Raw genomic sequence first — 19,386 nt, 5'->3', positions numbered from 1 at the left:
GTTTCTGTACGGAATAGGTTGGTCGTTCTTTCATAGAAGACAGCCGTTATTTTCCATTCTGCCAGTCATCGCTTATAATAGAGGGTGGAATTCAAGACAGATAGGGGAATTGTAGTTATGGAAGAGACAGATGCAACAGCCGAACTAATGACGCCCACGGAGTTCTTGACCCCGGAGCACTTAACGCGGTTATCCGCAAATCAGCAAAAGTATGCGACCGATATTCTACAGGATATCACGCAAGCCCGTGCAGCCGTTAACTTAGGAACCGGCGCCTGGACCGCACAGCAGGTCAGCGGCACGTTGGCAGCTTTGCCAACGTTGGTCGATCGACCACACGTCTACTATGTCGCGGTTATTCCAGTGCTGATGGCTTACTTTAAGGCTCAAGCTGCTACCAACCTGCCAGAATTACTGGCAGCATTGAAGCAGGCACGGCCAGCCTTAGTGGAAAAACACGCGGAAGTTGCCGAGGAACAACAAGCTTACGAGGGGGTTGTGACGCTAGTTGAAGACTGGTTAGCGGCGATGGGGACGCAACCGGAAGTTCACAATTTAAGTGCTGCGGATCGGCAACGGTTCGTCACTATCGTGCATACCACGGCGGAATTGATGATTACGGGCAAAAAGCTTCAGCCGGTCGACTGGGATGCTGAGGCCGTTTCATCCATTATGTTTGGCCCCTTCACCCACTTGTTGGATGAAAAAGATCGTGTACCAGAACTGTTTAATCTGGTACCTTTCGCTTTAACGACGTTGTTCACCTACTTGGCTGATCAACAGCAGTTGAAGCAGTCCCAAGAATTGTTGGCGTGGGTTGCGAAGAATCATACAGCCCTAGTTACCATGTACAATCCCAAACTCGAAAGCTTCTATGAAGAACTGGCTTCGGCTATGCGGCGAGCAGGTATCGATGCCAATGATCATGATGCTGTGGACGCCTTCACACGAGACTATTTGAATGCACATCCCGTGACTGGACGAGAACTGTTCACCACGGACCGTCAGCTAACCAAGAAGCGTCCGGCTAAACATTTAAAATACAGCCGTAAGCAACGGCGTAACCGTCGTAAAAAGCGGTAGTAACGAAGTAATGAGATTAAAAAACGTCTAGGACAACTTGTCCTAGACGTTTTTTAGTTTCATAAGCAATTAAGCTTCGAGTTCATCGATGACTTCCTGGGCCACAACTGGATCCGTGGCGTAGGGGGTATCGACACCGTTGATTTTTTGATAAGCATCCTGGCCTTTGCCGGCAAGAATCACGAGGTCGTCATTCGTTGCTGTCGCAATGGCGTGGTGGATGGCGTCTTCTCGCTGCGGAATAATCGTTGTCTGAACCTTGGTGTGGTCGATATGACTATCGATTTCCTTGGCAATGGCAATGGGGTCTTCGTGACCCGGGTCATCCGTTGTTAAGAAAGCGACGTTGGCGTAATCGTTCAATGCTTTGGCAAAACCCTCGCGCCGGTCCTCACCCTTATCGCCAGTACTTCCCAAGACCGCCGTAATACGGTGATCTGGGAATTGAGCGTGTAAGAAGTGCAAGAGGGCGTTCATGCTTCCCCAGTCGTGGGCGTAGTCAATGTAGACCGTTCCGTGTTGCTTGGTGGTCAACACTTCCATCCGTCCCGGAATGGTGGTGTTTGCCAATCCCGTTTGCATATCGGTCACGTGAGCACCAGCCAAGGCACTGGCTAGAATTGCTGCCGTAGCGTTACTCTGATTGAAGTCGCCGGGAACCGAAACACTGTAAGTCGTTGCCAAGTCGGCAAGCTGTTCAGTGTCCTGATTGACGGTCAGCCGGAATTTGCTAGCGGTCAACGTGGCTTCCTCACTGGTGAGGGAAACCGTCGCGGTGGGCTGGTCGACGCCATAGGTGAAGATGTGGTCGGGCGCCGTCGAGACCGTTGCTGCTGCCAAAACCTCGTCGAAGTGGTCGGTGTCCGCATCAATGATACAGTTATCCGAGTTCAACATTAGCTGCATTTTGCAGAAAAGATAGTTGGCAAAGTTCGGGTGCTCGTTGACCCCAATGTGGTCGGGGGAAATGTTCAAGAACAATCCCACGTTGAATTTCAATCCGTATACACGGTCTAACAGGTAGGCCTGCGAGGCAACTTCCATGACCAGCACCTTCTGTCCGTTAGTCACGGCCTGGCGCATTTCCCGAAAGATATCGAATGATTCTGCTGTGGTCAGGTGGGCCTTGAATTGATCCTCTGGTTTTGGACCCAAAATGTGATTGATCGTAGAGAACATCGCAACTTGTTTCGGGAAAGTCTGTTCCAGGATATTTCTGGTGAAATACGTAGAAGTCGTCTTGCCCTTGGTCCCGGTATAGCCGATCACGAAGAGGTCATTCTGTGGGAAACCGAAGTATAGCTGGGCAGCTAAGGATAAGGCCTTGCGCACGTCGGTCACGAAAATTCCGGGGGTGGCAATGTCGTAGTCCTTTTCAGCCAAATAGCAACTGGCACCGTTAGCTACGGCTTGGTGAAGGTAGTCCACGGAGAAGTTGAATCCTTTGCAAACAAAGAGACTATTGGCGCTAACTTTGCGCGAGTCATAAGCTAACCCGTCAAAGGCAACGTCGTCGGATAGTGTTGTTCCCCGATACAGATTGTGTTCCTGGAGGAGCGCTATCAGCTGGTTTACTCTCATTCGATTGCCTCTTTTCGAATTAGTCGTTTGGCCGCATGGTTGGGAAGAGCATGACATCGCGAATTGATGCGGAGTCGGTCAGTAACATCGTCATCCGATCGATACCGATTCCCAGACCACCAGTAGGCGGCATACCGTATTCCATGGCTTCGATGTAGTCAGAATCGATCCCATGGGCTTCTTCGTTTCCGGCAGCCCGTTCAGTATCCTGGGCTTCGAAACGTTGACGTTGGTCAATTGGGTCGTTTAATTCCGTAAAGGCGTTTCCAAATTCATCACCGTTAATGTAGAGCTCAAACCGGTCGGTAAACCGAGGGTCCTTAGGGTTCTTCTTAGCCAGTGGTGAGATTTCAACGGGGTGACCGTAGATGAAGGTAGGGTTGATCAAGTTGTCTTGAACCTTTTCTTCGAAGATGGCGTTGATGATGTGACCAACCTTCCAGTATGGTTCGCAGTGAATGCCATTTTCTTCGGCTAACTTCCGGGCGTCTTCATCAGACATTGGTTGCCAGAAGTCGATACCGGTAGCGTCCTTAACGGCGTCAACCATGTGAACGCGCTTGAAATCGGAATCGAGGTCGATATCCTTACCTTGGTAAGTCAATTTCCCAGAACCGTTGACCTTGTTAGCCACGTAACGGAAGATGTTTTCCGTTAAGTCCATAACGTCGGTGTAGTCAGCATAAGCCGTATAAACTTCAACCATGTTGAATTCAGGGTTGTGCCGTAAGTCGGTTCCTTCGTTCCGGAAGTCCTTGCCGAGTTCGTAAACCTTTTCCATCCCACCAACGATCAAACGCTTGAGATAGAGTTCGGTCGCAATCCGCAAGTACAATGGAATATCAAAAGCATTGGAGTGGGTCACGAATGGCCGCGCTTCAGCACCACCGGCTTCAGTTTGAAGGACAGGGGTGTCAACTTCCAGGTAGCCTTCGTTGTCGAGGTATTCCCGGATAGCCTTCTTGATTTGGGTGACCTTGATAAACCGATCAAAGCTATCGTGGTTCGCAATCAGGTCCAAGTACCGTTGACGGTAGATGGTTTCAGGGTTCGTCAGACCGTGATACTTGTCTGGCAATGGCCGTAAAGCCTTGGATAAGAATTCAAAGTCAGTGAAACGTAAGGTTAAGGCGCCGGTATTCGTCTTGATGACGTAACCCTTGGCCCCGATAAAGTCCCCTAAGTCTAACGTCTTGTAGAGGGCGTATTTGTCCTCGCCAAGTTCGTCTTGACGGGCGTAACCTTGGACGACACCAGTTCTGTCGAGCAAATCGATAAACCCGGCCTTGCCGCTGCCACGCTTACCGGTAATCCGACCCGCAACAGCAACATAATGTTTGTCTTCCATCAGCTCTTCTTTGTCATACTTGTCGTATTTTTCAGTGAGCGACTTACTGTCGTCAGTTCTATCGAAGCGGTGACCGAAAGGCGCGATGCCCTGTTCTTGTAAATTGTTCATTTTATCCCGACGAACCTGCATCTGATCATTCAGATCGGTCGGTGCGGCATTATTATTTTTGCTGTTACCCATGTTGTGTCCTCCTATTAAGTATTGATTCAAAAGTTCTGTGAATCCAGACCTCCCTTAAATTTAGTTGATTTTAGGTTAATAAGCAAGCCTAATCGCCCGTTAAATAAGGAAAAAAGTGAAAATTGAAAATGGTATTCGGGAAGCTTCGGGAATGGAAACGCTTTACTAAATTAATCGATATATTTTCTCTAGCTAGGTGGTTTCGATACCCTAGGGAAACGTGATAGACTGATGGTTATTGTAGGGAGGCGTTCGACATGTACAAGGTGATTCGCTCACTATGGCCACTGTTACTGCTGGGATTACTGGTCAACACGGCTTATAGTGTGATGTGGCCGTTAACGACGATTTATCTACATAATAATCTTAATCTGAGCCTGGTTGTCAGCGGGGTGATTCTCGCGGCCTATTCAGGATTCAACGTGTTAGGGGGTTACCTTGGTGGGGTCTTGACGGATCGCTTTGATGCCAAACGAGTGGGGCTTGGTCTGCTGGGTGGGCTAGTTCTTGATGCGGTGATTGGCTTCTTTTGGAATGGCCGATTGGCGTATCCTGTTGTGCTGATCATCTTTGGCCTGCTGACGGGTGGTATGCTGACACTGATTACGGCGGTGGCAGCACACCTTAGTCGGGGGAGTGGCCGCGTCTTCAATGTTCTCTATATTTTCATTAACTTAGGCTTAGTTGTAGGAACAGCAAGTATTGGGATTCTATTTCACCACAGTCTGAAACCAATTTTCTTTCTATTAATTGTGTGTTATTTGTTAGCGACCGGCTTGTGGGCTAAATATGCCGGGCGACTGTCGCAACCCGTCCGGGGGATTCGAAAGACAGCGATTGCCTCACAGGCGCCGGTTAAGCGGGTACAATTAGGCATTATGCAAATCGGACTGGTTCTCGTGAGTTTGACGTTGATGTGGCTAACCTATGCGCAGTGGATGAGTAACGTTTCCGTTTATATTCAGAATCAGGGGTTGGGTATTCGTCTGTACAGCCATTTGTGGGTGTACAATGGCGTGCTCTTGATTGTCGTGCAGTCTTTAATGACTAAAGTCAGTCGGATCAAGGCTTTACCGGCCCAAATCATCATCGGCTTGGGAGCAATTGGAAGCTCGTTTCTTCTATTAAGTAGTGCAACGGGTACGGTCGTCTTATTCGTAGCGATGACCTTGCTAACTTTGGGGGAAGCAATCTACGTGCCAGGGGTGCCTGCATTAATTAACGCGTACACGATTGGTAACGAAGGTAAGTACCAAGGACTAGTCAATGCATTCTCTTCATTAGGAAAAGCAATCGGTCCCGTAATGGGTGGCCTGATTGTCGGTTCATCGCAAGGCTTTTCGCAGTTATTTTTAATCTGTGCCGTGGTCAACGGCTTAATTATGTTAGCCGTGGCCGTGGGGGTCCTGCCAGGACTGAAAAAAGTGGACGAACCATTATGATCTTTAAATCAGGAAACACACGGTCTACGCTTATCAAAAAAATGCCAGTAAGGTTAGTCATTCGGCTTTTGAAAAAGATACAATTATTTTGCGATTTTTGTTGACGATTGTCCCCCTGCTTGGTATAGTTATATCCGTTGCCAATTCACGACGACAAGCTAGACCAATTTAAAACATTGAAATTGCTTGTTGACAGACGAATTGATATCATGGTATGATAACTAAGTTGTCGCGTTTGCGATAGCCAATCAGCGAGAAACGTTGTTAAATCAAACTTCTTGTTGACATCACATCAGCAACATGATATGATTATTAAGTTGATTGATACGTCAATTAACTAAGTAGACCTTTGAAAACTGAACATTGTTTCGACAAACCAAATATGTGTAGGGCGGTTTGATACTAGGTATCAAACCCAAACAATATTTGCGAAGTCAATTCGCTTTTATGAAAATAAAGTAACAACAATCGATGAGCTATTCAAGCATCATCTTTAAGATGAGAGTTTGATCCTGGCTCAGGACGAACGCTGGCGGCATGCCTAATACATGCAAGTCGAACGAGCTTCCGTTGAATGACGTGCTTGCACTGATTTTAACAATGAAGCGAGTGGCGAACTGGTGAGTAACACGTGGGTAACTTGCCCAGAAGCAGGGGATAACACTTGGAAACAGGTGCTAATACCGTATAACAACAGAAACCGCATGGTTTCTGTTTGAAAGGTGGTTTCGGCTATCACTTCTGGATGGACCCGCGGCGTATTAGTTAGTTGGTGAGGTAAAGGCCCACCAAGACAATGATACGTAGCCGACCTGAGAGGGTAATCGGCCACATTGGGACTGAGACACGGCCCAAACTCCTACGGGAGGCAGCAGTAGGGAATCTTCCACAATGGACGAAAGTCTGATGGAGCAATGCCGCGTGAGTGAAGAAGGGTTTCGGCTCGTAAAACTCTGTTGTTAAAGAAGAATACTCTTGAGAGTAACTGTTCAGGAGTTGACGGTATTTAACCAGAAAGCCACGGCTAACTACGTGCCAGCAGCCGCGGTAATACGTAGGTGGCAAGCGTTGTCCGGATTTATTGGGCGTAAAGCGAGCGCAGGCGGTTTCTTAAGTCTGATGTGAAAGCCTTCGGCTTAACCGGAGAAGTGCATCGGAAACTGGGAGACTTGAGTGCAGAAGAGGACAGTGGAACTCCATGTGTAGCGGTGGAATGCGTAGATATATGGAAGAACACCAGTGGCGAAGGCGGCTGTCTAGTCTGTAACTGACGCTGAGGCTCGAAAGCATGGGTAGCAAACAGGATTAGATACCCTGGTAGTCCATGCCGTAAACGATGAGTGCTAGGTGTTGGAGGGTTTCCGCCCTTCAGTGCCGCAGCTAACGCATTAAGCACTCCGCCTGGGGAGTACGACCGCAAGGTTGAAACTCAAAGGAATTGACGGGGGCCCGCACAAGCGGTGGAGCATGTGGTTTAATTCGAAGCTACGCGAAGAACCTTACCAGGTCTTGACATACTATGCAAATCCTAGAGATAGGACGTTCCCTTCGGGGACATGGATACAGGTGGTGCATGGTTGTCGTCAGCTCGTGTCGTGAGATGTTGGGTTAAGTCCCGCAACGAGCGCAACCCTTATTATCAGTTGCCAGCATTAAGTTGGGCACTCTGGTGAGACTGCCGGTGACAAACCGGAGGAAGGTGGGGATGACGTCAAATCATCATGCCCCTTATGACCTGGGCTACACACGTGCTACAATGGACGGTACAACGAGTCGCGAAGTCGTGAGGCTAAGCTAATCTCTTAAAGCCGTTCTCAGTTCGGATTGTAGGCTGCAACTCGCCTACATGAAGTTGGAATCGCTAGTAATCGCGGATCAGCATGCCGCGGTGAATACGTTCCCGGGCCTTGTACACACCGCCCGTCACACCATGAGAGTTTGTAACACCCAAAGCCGGTGAGATAACCTTCGGGAGTCAGCCGTCTAAGGTGGGACAGATGATTAGGGTGAAGTCGTAACAAGGTAGCCGTAGGAGAACCTGCGGCTGGATCACCTCCTTTCTAAGGAATATACGGAGGCTACACATACTTTGTCGAAACAATGGTCAGTTTTGAGGGGTCTACCCTCAAACTTGTTCTTTGAAAACTAGATATTATCAATTATTTTCCTTTAATTATTAAGATAATTAAAACCGAGAAACAACTGCGTATTTTTGAGTTTTTTAATTAGTTTATATCGCTAATACTCAATTAATCAGCGATTACGAAGTAATCGTTAGGTTAAGTTATGAAGGGCGCATGGTGGATGCCTTGGTACTAGGAGCCGATGAAGGACGGGACTAACACCGATATGCTTCGGGGAGCTGTACGTAAGCTTTGATCCGGAGATTTCCGAATGGGGAAACCCAATTACTTTAATCAGTAATTACAACTCAGGGAATACATACTTGAGTTGAGGCAGACGCGGGGAACTGAAACATCTAAGTACCCGCAGGAATAGAAAGAAAAATCGATTCCCTAAGTAGCGGCGAGCGAACGGGGAATAGCCCAAACCAAAGAGCTTGCTCTTTGGGGTTGTAGGACTGAACATTTGAGTTACCAAAGTCAATGATAATCGAAGAGTCTGGGAAGACTCGGCATAGAGGGTGATACCCCCGTAGATGAAATTGTTGACCCTCAGTTCAGTATCCTGAGTACGGCCACACACGTGAAACGTGGTCGGAATCCGGGAGGACCATCTCCCAAGGCTAAATACTCCCTAGTGACCGATAGTGAACCAGTACCGTGAGGGAAAGGTGAAAAGCACCGCGGAAGCGGAGTGAAATAGTTCCTGAAACCATGTGCCTACAATTAGTTAGAGCCCGTTAATGGGTGATAGCGTGCCTTTTGTAGAATGAACCGGCGAGTTACGTTAATTTGCAAGGTTAAGGTGTAAAGACCGGAGCCGTAGCGAAAGCGAGTCTGAAACGGGCGTTTCAGTAAGTTGATGTAGACCCGAAACCAGGTGACCTATCCATGTCCAGGTTGAAGGTGCGGTAAAACGCACTGGAGGACCGAACCCGTGTATGTTGAAAAATGCTGGGATGAGGTGTGGATAGCGGTGAAATTCCAAACGAACTTGGAGATAGCTGGTTCTCTCCGAAATAGCTTTAGGGTTAGCCTCGGAGTTAAGAATCGTGGAGGTAGAGCCACTGTTTGGACTAGGGGCCCGTCATGGGTTACTGAATTCAGATAAACTCCGAATGCCACTGATTTATATCCGGGAGTCAGACGATGAGTGATAAGATCCACCGTCGAAAGGGGAACAGCCCAGACCATCAATTAAGGTCCCTAAATACATGCTGAGTGGAAAAGGATGTGGAGTTGCACAGACAGCTAGGATGTTGGCTCAGAAGCAGCCACCATTTAAAGAGTGCGTAATAGCTCACTAGCCGAGTGATCCCGCGCCGAAAATTTACCGGGGCTAAGCATGTTACCGAAATTATGGATGCGACCAATAGGTCGCGTGATAGGAGAGCGTTCTAAGGGCAACGAAGCTAGACCGCAAGGACTAGTGGAGCGCTTAGAAGTGAGAATGCCGGTATGAGTAGCGAAAGATCAGTGAGAATCTGATCCACCGAATGACTAAGGTTTCCTGGGGAAGGCTCGTCCTCCCAGGGTTAGTCGGGACCTAAGCCGAGGCTGAGAAGCGTAGGCGATGGATAACAGGTTGATATTCCTGTACTAGTTAATCATGTTTGAACGATGGAGGGACGCAGTAGGCTATGGTGTGCACACGATTGGAAATGTGTGTTCAAGCGTCAAGTCTGGTGATGAGTTAAATGCTTATCGCTAAGGACAAGGCGTGACGAGGACCGAATTTTAGTAGGGAAGCGCCAGATGTCACACTGCCGAGAAAAGCTTCTAGTTAGTGATTAATTACCCGTACCGCAAACCGACACAGGTAGTCGAGGAGAGTATCCTAAGGTGAGCGAGTGAACTCTCGTTAAGGAACTCGGCAAAATGACCCCGTAACTTCGGGAGAAGGGGTGCTACACGCAAGTGTAGCCGCAGTGAAAAGGCCCAGGCGACTGTTTATCAAAAACACAGGTTTCTGCAAAATCGCAAGATGACGTATAGGGGCTGACGCCTGCCCGGTGCTGGAAGGTTAAGTGGATGAGTTAGCTTCGGCGAAGCCCAGAAATGAAGCCCCAGTAAACGGCGGCCGTAACTATAACGGTCCTAAGGTAGCGAAATTCCTTGTCGGGTAAGTTCCGACCCGCACGAAAGGCGTAACGATCTGGGCACTGTCTCAACGAGAGACTCGGTGAAATTATATTACCTGTGAAGATGCAGGTTACCCGCGACAGGACGGAAAGACCCCATGGAGCTTTACTGTAGCTTGATATTGGGTGTTGACACAGCTTGTACAGGATAGGTCGGAGCCGTAGAACTCGGAACGCTAGTTTCGAGTGAGGCGCTGGTGGGATACGACCCTCGCTGTGTGAACACTCTAACCCGCACCACTAATCGTGGTGGGAGACAGTGTCAGGTAGGCAGTTTGACTGGGGCGGTCGCCTCCTAAAAAGTAACGGAGGCGCCCAAAGGTTCTCTCAGAATGGTTGGAAATCATTCGTCGAGTGTAAAGGCAGAAGAGAGCTTGACTGCGAGACAGACAGGTCGAGCAGGGACGAAAGTCGGGCTTAGTGATCCGGTGGTACCGTATGGAAGGGCCATCGCTCAACGGATAAAAGCTACCCTGGGGATAACAGGCTTATCTCCCCCAAGAGTCCACATCGACGGGGAGGTTTGGCACCTCGATGTCGGCTCATCGCATCCTGGGGCTGTAGTCGGTCCCAAGGGTTGGGCTGTTCGCCCATTAAAGCGGTACGCGAGCTGGGTTCAGAACGTCGTGAGACAGTTCGGTCCCTATCCGTCGCGGGCGTAGGAAATTTGAGAGGAGCTGTCCTTAGTACGAGAGGACCGGGATGGACATACCGCTGGTGTACCAGTTGTGCCGCCAGGCGCATCGCTGGGTAGCTATGTATGGATGAGATAAACGCTGAAAGCATCTAAGTGTGAAACTCGCCTCGAGATGAGATTTCCCATTCCTATATGGAAGTAAGACCCCTGAAAGATGATCAGGTAGATAGGCTGGAAGTAGCAGCGCCGTGAGGCGTGGAGCGGACCAGTACTAATCGGTCGAGGACTTAACCAAGTTGAAAACGTGGTTGTTTCCGAGGAAATAATTGAATAATATCTAGTTTTGAGGGAAGAAGTTCTCTTATAGTGTGGTGGCGATAGCCTAAAGGATACACCCGTTCCCATGCCGAACACGGAAGTTAAGCTTTAGCACGCCGATAGTAGTTGGGGGATCGCCCCCTGCGAGGATAGGACGTTGCCACGCGAGCAAAAGAACCCTGTGAGGGTTCTTTTTTTATGCAAAAAAATAAAAGAAGGACGGTCGCATGACCATAGCGACAGTGTACCTGGCAACTGAGCGACGTCAAAAGTGAAATGGACGTACTGGTTCAAGTGCGCTTATGGCGTTGTTGCATCTTTCTTTGTGGTGTCACAGGTAGAGAATGCGCGTAAGCAAATCAAGATTATAATGAATGGACGACGTATCTCGACTGAACAGGGTTAAAGCCGATAATGTTCGGAATGGGGGTGCGTAATTCTGGGACCGACCTCCGGCTAAGTTAATGCCATTTGTTTTTAGTGGCCAATAGTGATGGAAGTACGCTGCTGTTGAATTAGTGGTGTATTTTACGCTCCCACTAAACAAGATTAGAAGAATGGTCAATTTAAAAGGGTAACGGCGCTTCCATGTGGGAAGGTCGTTGCCCTTTTTTGCGAGGAACTAAATTAAACTTTACGTTCGAATGACCTTAGTGTTGTTTAACCTTAACGGCTCGAGATTGCCAGTACTTTCTGACCAGTGCGATGACAACCACTAGGCCGCTGAATTGACAGGTCGTCATGAGGCCAAAGCCCATGTTAAAGGCATTGATACTCCCACTAATGAGGCTAAGCATGGCAAACACCGACAAGCCAATCCAATGTACCCGATTTGTCCAAATGTTCGGGTGGTGACGAGCAATGCCTAAATTAATCATCAGACCAACCAACAAGAGGATAAGAAAGTCAATCCAGTAGAGGCCGGGGAAGGTTGAAAACTGGGTGATACGTTCCACCAGGAGAATGCCGAACAGGACCACTAATAGGATGGAACTTGGGTTGGTAACTGTTTTTGTTGCGGGTATTGCTGTTGTGCCCTGTAAGAGGACATCTACTGGAACAGCATATAGAGTGGCTAATTGGGTAATGGTGGCGATGTCCGGTTGGTTCCGTCCGGTCTCCCAGCTGGAAACGGTTTGGCGCGAGACGTGAAGCTGATCTGCCAATGCTGTTTGGGTTAATTGTTGTGTTTGCCGGAACTGTTTCAAACGCGGGCCTAGTTCTGTCGATGCCATGGGGGCACCTCACTTCCTTAATAATTGCTGTTACCTCTAGCATAGAGAATCAGCAGAAAATAGCAAGCTATTCTCGCTAGCATCCGTATCATCCGGCGGTTTGAACGGGTACGCTGAAAGGGAGTAAAGGAGACGATGTCTAGTGCAACGCGTACAAGAAAAAATGGTTCGAGTAGTCGGGTTACGAAAAACTTTCGGTCACCGAACCGTCTTACATGATGTGAACTTTGAATTTTCAGCCGGCAAAATTGTTGGGTTAGTCGGTCCCAATGGTGCGGGGAAGACGACCATTATGAAAGCATTGCTGGGACTGCTGGCGACGGATGCCGGGGACATTCGGATTTTGAGTCAGCCAGTGTCGGTTACTACCCATACAGTTGTGACGCAACAGGTAGGTGCGCTCATTGAACGTCCGGCGATTTATCCTTTTCTGAGTGGCTGGCAACATTTGCAATTGATAACGAACTCTGTGGAACAAATGAAGTGGGTCGTGCAGGCCTTTCAGATGGAAAATTATATCCACCGGCCGGCCAAACGGTATTCGTTAGGCATGAAGCAAAAACTGGGGATCGCCATGGCATTAGTGAACCGACCACGGTTAGTCATATTGGATGAGCCAATGAATGGGTTGGACCCACAGTCGGTTAAGCGATTGCGCCATTTGATCGTTCAATTGGCACGGGAAGGGACTACATTTCTAATTTCCAGTCATATTTTGAGTGAGTTGGAAAAGATCATTGATACAGTGATTCTAATTGATCAGGGACAAGTCTTGTTGCAACGAACGATGGCTCAGTTTCAGGAATCGGCGCGGCAATCTTTGATGATACGAACGATGGAGAATGCGCGGGCTTTACGGGTGCTCTTACAGGCGGACTATCCGGTAGTACAGCGGGGTAGCGACTTAATTGTGAGCAAGCCGGTTGCGCTGACGCCCTTACTGCACACCATTCTCGACGCCCATATCCAGATTTTAAAGGTGAACCAGTACCAGGAGGATTTAGAGACGGTCTTGTTACGCTTATTAGCGGAAAGGAAGGCATAGGGCATGGGACAATTATTACAACAGGAGATTTTTAAATTCAGACATCAGCGATTGGCATGGCTCGCACCAGTCATCTTGGTCCTTTTACAGGCAGGACTGGCAATGACGGCACATGGGGGATCGGTCAGTGATCAGAAATTTTATGTTTCATCGGCGTATGGCGGGTTCCAATGGCTGACAATACTCATTATTGTGATTGGCGCTAGCTGTGTGACAATGGAGTTTGAGTACGGGACCATCAAGCAGTTGGCGATTCAAGTGAATCATCGCTGGACGATTTTTGTGGGGAAGTATGTCTTAGTCCTCGGCTATAGTGTCTTACTCCATGGGGTAGTCATCCTCATGACACTGTTGCTCAAGGGGAGCGGTGGGCGAAACCTCTCGTGGCAGAACATCTATCTCTACCATCAATCTTTATTGGCTAATTTAGTAACAAATGCAGCATTGGATATGTATGGCAGTGTGATGATTGTTGGGCTAGTCTTCTTACTGGCAAGTTGCAGTCATAACAGTGCAGCAGCGATTGCTATTGGTGTTGGTGTTTGTTTCGTTGGTGAGGGTGTGTCCAGTCTATTATTGCAGTCGTTTAAGTCGTTGCTGCCAGTGATGAAATGGAATCCGTTTAATATGTTCTTCCTGCAGGAGGAGTATGGCAATCCCAGCTACCAGCAGAATGTGACCCATTTGACGATTCAACAGTTGGGTGTCGGAAATCTTGTATGGGCGTTGTTCTTTGTCGGGGTAGGTGCAGTGATCTTTTCAAGGCGGCGAATTTAGGTTGAGGAGGGTGCCGGAAACATGTTTTGCAGGCTAGTTATGACGACAGGCGTTACGGCGACATTCTACTGGTAGCTTCGGGCCCATAACAGGGAGGAGTGCGAGATGGTTCTGGGGCCGCTGCAAGCGAATAGTGGGGGAGATCGACATTAATTTAGAATTTTTGTTGACAGGCAGATGATGTGCATGGTATATTATCTAAGTTGTCTTTTACGACAGCAACTCGTTAATTTAAAAAGTTAAATTGCTTGTTGACAAGTAGTCTGACAAAATGGTATATTAATTGAGCTGCTTCATTAAGAAGCAACAAACGACAAGAATTATTATTTAAAACTTCTTGTTGACATTCATATCAGCTAAATGGTATGATGATTAAGTTGTCTGCGAGAGCGGATAACAAGTAGACCTTTGAAAACTGAACATTGTTTCGACAAACCAAATATGTGTAGGGCGGTTTGATACTAGGTATCAAACCCAAACAATATTTGCGAAGTCAATTCGCTTTTATGAAAATAAAGTAACAACAATCGATGAGCTATTCAAGCATCATCTTTAAGATGAGAGTTTGATCCTGGCTCAGGACGAACGCTGGCGGCATGCCTAATACATGCAAGTCGAACGAGCTTCCGTTGAATGACGTGCTTGCACTGATTTTAACAATGAAGCGAGTGGCGAACTGGTGAGTAACACGTGGGTAACTTGCCCAGAAGCAGGGGATAACACTTGGAAACAGGTGCTAATACCGTATAACAACAGAAACCGCATGGTTTCTGTTTGAAAGGTGGTTTCGGCTATCACTTCTGGATGGACCCGCGGCGTATTAGTTAGTTGGTGAGGTAAAGGCCCACCAAGACAATGATACGTAGCCGACCTGAGAGGGTAATCGGCCACATTGGGACTGAGACACGGCCCAAACTCCTACGGGAGGCAGCAGTAGGGAATCTTCCACAATGGACGAAAGTCTGATGGAGCAATGCCGCGTGAGTGAAGAAGGGTTTCGGCTCGTAAAACTCTGTTGTTAAAGAAGAACACTCTTGAGAGTAACTGTTCAGGAGTTGACGGTATTTAACCAGAAAGCCACGGCTAACTACGTGCCAGCAGCCGCGGTAATACGTAGGTGGCAAGCGTTGTCCGGATTTATTGGGCGTAAAGCGAGCGCAGGCGGTTTCTTAAGTCTGATGTGAAAGCCTTCGGCTTAACCGGAGAAGTGCATCGGAAACTGGGAGACTTGAGTGCAGAAGAGGACAGTGGAACTCCATGTGTAGCGGTGGAATGCGTAGATATATGGAAGAACACCAGTGGCGAAGGCGGCTGTCTAGTCTGTAACTGACGCTGAGGCTCGAAAGCATGGGTAGCAAACAGGATTAGATACCCTGGTAGTCCATGCCGTAAACGATGAGTGCTAGGTGTTGGAGGGTTTCCGCCCTTCAGTGCCGCAGCTAACGCATTAAGCACTCCGCCTGGGGAGTACGACCGCAAGGTTGAAACTCAAAGGAATTGACGGGGGCCCGCACAAGCGGTGGAGCATGTGGTTTAATTCGAAGCTACGCGAAGAACCTTACCAGGTCTTGACATACTATGCAAATCCTAGAGATAGGACGTTCCCTTCGGGGACATGGATACAGGTGGTGCATGGTTGTCGTCAGCTCGTGTCGTGAGATGTTGGGTTAAGTCCCGCAACGAGCGCAACCCTTATTATCAGTTGCCAGCATTAAGTTGGGCACTCTGGTGAGACTGCCGGTGACAAACCGGAGGAAGGTGGGGATGACGTCAAATCATCATGCCCCTTATGACCTGGGCTACACACGTGCTACAATGGACGGTACAACGAGTCGCGAAGTCGTGAGGCTAAGCTAATCTCTTAAAGCCGTTCTCAGTTCGGATTGTAGGCTGCAACTCGCCTACATGAAGTTGGAATCGCTAGTAATCGCGGATCAGCATGCCGCGGTGAATACGTTCCCGGGCCTTGTACACACCGCCCGTCACACCATGAGAGTTTGTAACACCCAAAGCCGGTGAGATAACCTTCGGGAGTCAGCCGTCTAAGGTGGGACAGATGATTAGGGTGAAGTCGTAACAAGGTAGCCGTAGGAGAACCTGCGGCTGGATCACCTCCTTTCTAAGGAATATACGGAGGCTACACATACTTTGTCGAAACAATGGTCAGTTTTGAGGGGTCTACCCTCAAACTTGTTCTTTGAAAACTAGATATTATCAATTATTTTCCTTTAATTATTAAGATAATTAAAACCGAGAAACAACTGCGTATTTTTGAGTTTTTTAATTAGTTTATATCGCTAATACTCAATTAATCAGCGATTACGAAGTAATCGTTAGGTTAAGTTATGAAGGGCGCATGGTGGATGCCTTGGTACTAGGAGCCGATGAAGGACGGGACTAACACCGATATGCTTCGGGGAGCTGTACGTAAGCTTTGATCCGGAGATTTCCGAATGGGGAAACCCAATTACTTTAATCAGTAATTACAACTCAGGGAATACATACTTGAGTTGAGGCAGACGCGGGGAACTGAAACATCTAAGTACCCGCAGGAATAGAAAGAAAAATCGATTCCCTAAGTAGCGGCGAGCGAACGGGGAATAGCCCAAACCAAAGAGCTTGCTCTTTGGGGTTGTAGGACTGAACATTTGAGTTACCAAAGTCAATGATAATCGAAGAGTCTGGGAAGACTCGGCATAGAGGGTGATACCCCCGTAGATGAAATTGTTGACCCTCAGTTCAGTATCCTGAGTACGGCCACACACGTGAAACGTGGTCGGAATCCGGGAGGACCATCTCCCAAGGCTAAATACTCCCTAGTGACCGATAGTGAACCAGTACCGTGAGGGAAAGGTGAAAAGCACCGCGGAAGCGGAGTGAAATAGTTCCTGAAACCATGTGCCTACAATTAGTTAGAGCCCGTTAATGGGTGATAGCGTGCCTTTTGTAGAATGAACCGGCGAGTTACGTTAATTTGCAAGGTTAAGGTGTAAAGACCGGAGCCGTAGCGAAAGCGAGTCTGAAACGGGCGTTTCAGTAAGTTGATGTAGACCCGAAACCAGGTGACCTATCCATGTCCAGGTTGAAGGTGCGGTAAAACGCACTGGAGGACCGAACCCGTGTATGTTGAAAAATGCTGGGATGAGGTGTGGATAGCGGTGAAATTCCAAACGAACTTGGAGATAGCTGGTTCTCTCCGAAATAGCTTTAGGGTTAGCCTCGGAGTTAAGAATCGTGGAGGTAGAGCCACTGTTTGGACTAGGGGCCCGTCATGGGTTACTGAATTCAGATAAACTCCGAATGCCACTGATTTATATCCGGGAGTCAGACGATGAGTGATAAGATCCACCGTCGAAAGGGGAACAGCCCAGACCATCAATTAAGGTCCCTAAATACATGCTGAGTGGAAAAGGATGTGGAGTTGCACAGACAGCTAGGATGTTGGCTCAGAAGCAGCCACCATTTAAAGAGTGCGTAATAGCTCACTAGCCGAGTGATCCCGCGCCGAAAATTTACCGGGGCTAAGCATGTTACCGAAATTATGGATGCGACCAATAGGTCGCGTGATAGGAGAGCGTTCTAAGGGCAACGAAGCTAGACCGCAAGGACTAGTGGAGCGCTTAGAAGTGAGAATGCCGGTATGAGTAGCGAAAGATCAGTGAGAATCTGATCCACCGAATGACTAAGGTTTCCTGGGGAAGGCTCGTCCTCCCAGGGTTAGTCGGGACCTAAGCCGAGGCTGAGAAGCGTAGGCGATGGATAACAGGTTGATATTCCTGTACTAGTTAATCATGTTTGAACGATGGAGGGACGCAGTAGGCTATGGTGTGCACACGATTGGAAATGTGTGTTCAAGCGTCAAGTCTGGTGATGAGTTAAATGCTTATCGCTAAGGACAAGGCGTGACGAGGACCGAATTTTAGTAGGGAAGCGCCAGATGTCACACTGCCGAGAAAAGCTTCTAGTTAGTGATTAATTACCCGTACCGCAAACCGACACAGGTAGTCGAGGAGAGTATCCTAAGGTGAGCGAGTGAACTCTCGTTAAGGAACTCGGCAAAATGACCCCGTAACTTCGGGAGAAGGGGTGCTACACGCAAGTGTAGCCGCAGTGAAAAGGCCCAGGCGACTGTTTATCAAAAACACAGGTTTCTGCAAAATCGCAAGATGACGTATAGGGGCTGACGCCTGCCCGGTGCTGGAAGGTTAAGTGGATGAGTTAGCTTCGGCGAAGCCCAGAAATGAAGCCCCAGTAAACGGCGGCCGTAACTATAACGGTCCTAAGGTAGCGAAATTCCTTGTCGGGTAAGTTCCGACCCGCACGAAAGGCGTAACGATCTGGGCACTGTCTCAACGAGAGACTCGGTGAAATTATATTACCTGTGAAGATGCAGGTTACCCGCGACAGGACGGAAAGACCCCATGGAGCTTTACTGTAGCTTGATATTGGGTGTTGACACAGCTTGTACAGGATAGGTCGGAGCCGTAGAACTCGGAACGCTAGTTTCGAGTGAGGCGCTGGTGGGATACGACCCTCGCTGTGTGAACACTCTAACCCGCACCACTAATCGTGGTGGGAGACAGTGTCAGGTAGGCAGTTTGACTGGGGCGGTCGCCTCCTAAAAAGTAACGGAGGCGCCCAAAGGTTCTCTCAGAATGGTTGGAAATCATTCGTCGAGTGTAAAGGCAGAAGAGAGCTTGACTGCGAGACAGACAGGTCGAGCAGGGACGAAAGTCGGGCTTAGTGATCCGGTGGTACCGTATGGAAGGGCCATCGCTCAACGGATAAAAGCTACCCTGGGGATAACAGGCTTATCTCCCCCAAGAGTCCACATCGACGGGGAGGTTTGGCACCTCGATGTCGGCTCATCGCATCCTGGGGCTGTAGTCGGTCCCAAGGGTTGGGCTGTTCGCCCATTAAAGCGGTACGCGAGCTGGGTTCAGAACGTCGTGAGACAGTTCGGTCCCTATCCGTCGCGGGCGTAGGAAATTTGAGAGGAGCTGTCCTTAGTACGAGAGGACCGGGATGGACATACCGCTGGTGTACCAGTTGTGCCGCCAGGCGCATCGCTGGGTAGCTATGTATGGATGAGATAAACGCTGAAAGCATCTAAGTGTGAAACTCGCCTCGAGATGAGATTTCCCATTCCTATATGGAAGTAAGACCCCTGAAAGATGATCAGGTAGATAGGCTGGAAGTAGCAGCGCCGTGAGGCGTGGAGCGGACCAGTACTAATCGGTCGAGGACTTAACCAAGTTGAAAACGTGGTTGTTTCCGAATGGAAGATAATTGAATAATATCTAGTTTTGAGGGAAGAAGTTCTCTTATAGTGTGGTGGCGATAGCCTAAAGGATACACCCGTTCCCATGCCGAACACGGAAGTTAAGCTTTAGCACGCCGATAGTAGTTGGGGGATCGCCCCCTGCGAGGATAGGACGTTGCCACGCGAGAAAAAGAACCCTGTGAGGGTTCT

The 19,386-nt window shown here is 48.6% G+C and carries 7 protein-coding genes and 6 rRNA genes; 10 read left to right on the top strand and 3 right to left on the bottom strand.

Annotation, left to right across the window (positions count from 1 at the left end):
- The first annotated feature begins 117 nt into the window (after positions 1 to 117).
- On the top strand, positions 118 to 1,083 hold the full coding sequence (locus ACEPSU_RS00240) for a hypothetical protein (RefSeq protein ID WP_395321998.1): 966 nt from the start codon (positions 118 to 120) through the stop codon (positions 1,081 to 1,083).
- A 69-nt stretch (positions 1,084 to 1,152) separates the two neighbouring features.
- Here ACEPSU_RS00240 and ACEPSU_RS00235 read toward each other — a convergent pair whose 3' ends face one another.
- Together ACEPSU_RS00235 and lysS are read right to left on the bottom strand one after the other, a co-directional pair.
- A complete protein-coding gene (locus ACEPSU_RS00235) occupies positions 1,153 to 2,664 on the bottom strand; it encodes a UDP-N-acetylmuramoyl-L-alanyl-D-glutamate--2,6-diaminopimelate ligase (RefSeq protein ID WP_395321996.1) in 1,512 nt (503 codons plus the stop codon).
- 19 nt (positions 2,665 to 2,683) lie between these two features.
- The gene (gene lysS, locus ACEPSU_RS00230) at positions 2,684 to 4,195 is read right to left on the bottom strand and encodes a lysine--tRNA ligase (protein ID WP_395323449.1); all 1,512 of its coding nucleotides are present in this window, start codon (positions 4,193 to 4,195) and stop codon (positions 2,684 to 2,686) included.
- A gap of 257 nt (positions 4,196 to 4,452) precedes the next feature.
- Here lysS and ACEPSU_RS00225 point away from each other — a divergent pair, with 257 nt between their 5' ends.
- The 4 genes from ACEPSU_RS00225 (at position 4,453) to rrf (ACEPSU_RS00210) (ending at position 11,022) form a co-directional block, all read left to right on the top strand.
- The gene (locus ACEPSU_RS00225) at positions 4,453 to 5,637 is read left to right on the top strand and encodes an MFS transporter (RefSeq protein WP_395321993.1); all 1,185 of its coding nucleotides are present in this window, start codon (positions 4,453 to 4,455) and stop codon (positions 5,635 to 5,637) included.
- A 494-nt stretch (positions 5,638 to 6,131) separates the two neighbouring features.
- Positions 6,132 to 7,697: ribosomal RNA gene (locus ACEPSU_RS00220) — 16S ribosomal RNA — on the top strand.
- A 217-nt stretch (positions 7,698 to 7,914) separates the two neighbouring features.
- Positions 7,915 to 10,833, top strand: a 23S ribosomal RNA gene (locus tag ACEPSU_RS00215).
- Between the two features lie 72 nt (positions 10,834 to 10,905).
- A 5S ribosomal RNA gene (gene rrf / locus ACEPSU_RS00210) occupies positions 10,906 to 11,022 on the top strand.
- The 16S, 23S and 5S rRNA genes sit together here, the layout of an rRNA operon.
- A 484-nt stretch (positions 11,023 to 11,506) precedes the next feature.
- On the opposite strand, the gene ACEPSU_RS00205 is transcribed toward rrf (ACEPSU_RS00210), so the two are convergent.
- Complete coding sequence (locus tag ACEPSU_RS00205; protein WP_395321991.1) at positions 11,507 to 12,091, bottom strand: helix-turn-helix domain-containing protein; 585 nt, start codon at positions 12,089 to 12,091, stop codon at positions 11,507 to 11,509.
- Positions 12,092 to 12,254: 163 nt separating this feature from the next.
- Here ACEPSU_RS00205 and ACEPSU_RS00200 point away from each other — a divergent pair, with 163 nt between their 5' ends.
- From ACEPSU_RS00200 to rrf (ACEPSU_RS00180), 5 genes are all read left to right on the top strand, one after another.
- Positions 12,255 to 13,136 carry an ABC transporter ATP-binding protein gene (locus tag ACEPSU_RS00200; protein WP_395323113.1) on the top strand — a complete coding sequence of 294 codons (882 nt, stop codon included), beginning with the start codon at positions 12,255 to 12,257 and terminating at the stop codon, positions 13,134 to 13,136.
- Between the two features lie 3 nt (positions 13,137 to 13,139).
- Positions 13,140 to 13,913 (top strand): ABC transporter permease, encoded by a 774-nt coding sequence (locus ACEPSU_RS00195; protein ID WP_395321989.1) that lies wholly within the window; start codon positions 13,140 to 13,142, stop codon positions 13,911 to 13,913.
- A 553-nt stretch (positions 13,914 to 14,466) separates the two neighbouring features.
- Positions 14,467 to 16,032, top strand: a 16S ribosomal RNA gene (locus tag ACEPSU_RS00190).
- Positions 16,033 to 16,249: 217 nt separating this feature from the next.
- Positions 16,250 to 19,168, top strand: a 23S ribosomal RNA gene (locus ACEPSU_RS00185).
- Between the two features lie 75 nt (positions 19,169 to 19,243).
- Positions 19,244 to 19,360: ribosomal RNA gene (gene rrf / locus ACEPSU_RS00180) — 5S ribosomal RNA — on the top strand.
- The last annotated feature ends 26 nt before the right edge of the window (positions 19,361 to 19,386 follow it).

Source organism: Levilactobacillus parabrevis, assembly GCF_044051715.1.
Lineage (GTDB): Bacteria > Bacillota > Bacilli > Lactobacillales > Lactobacillaceae > Levilactobacillus > Levilactobacillus parabrevis.
This window is presented reverse-complemented; position numbering and strand designations above follow the sequence as displayed.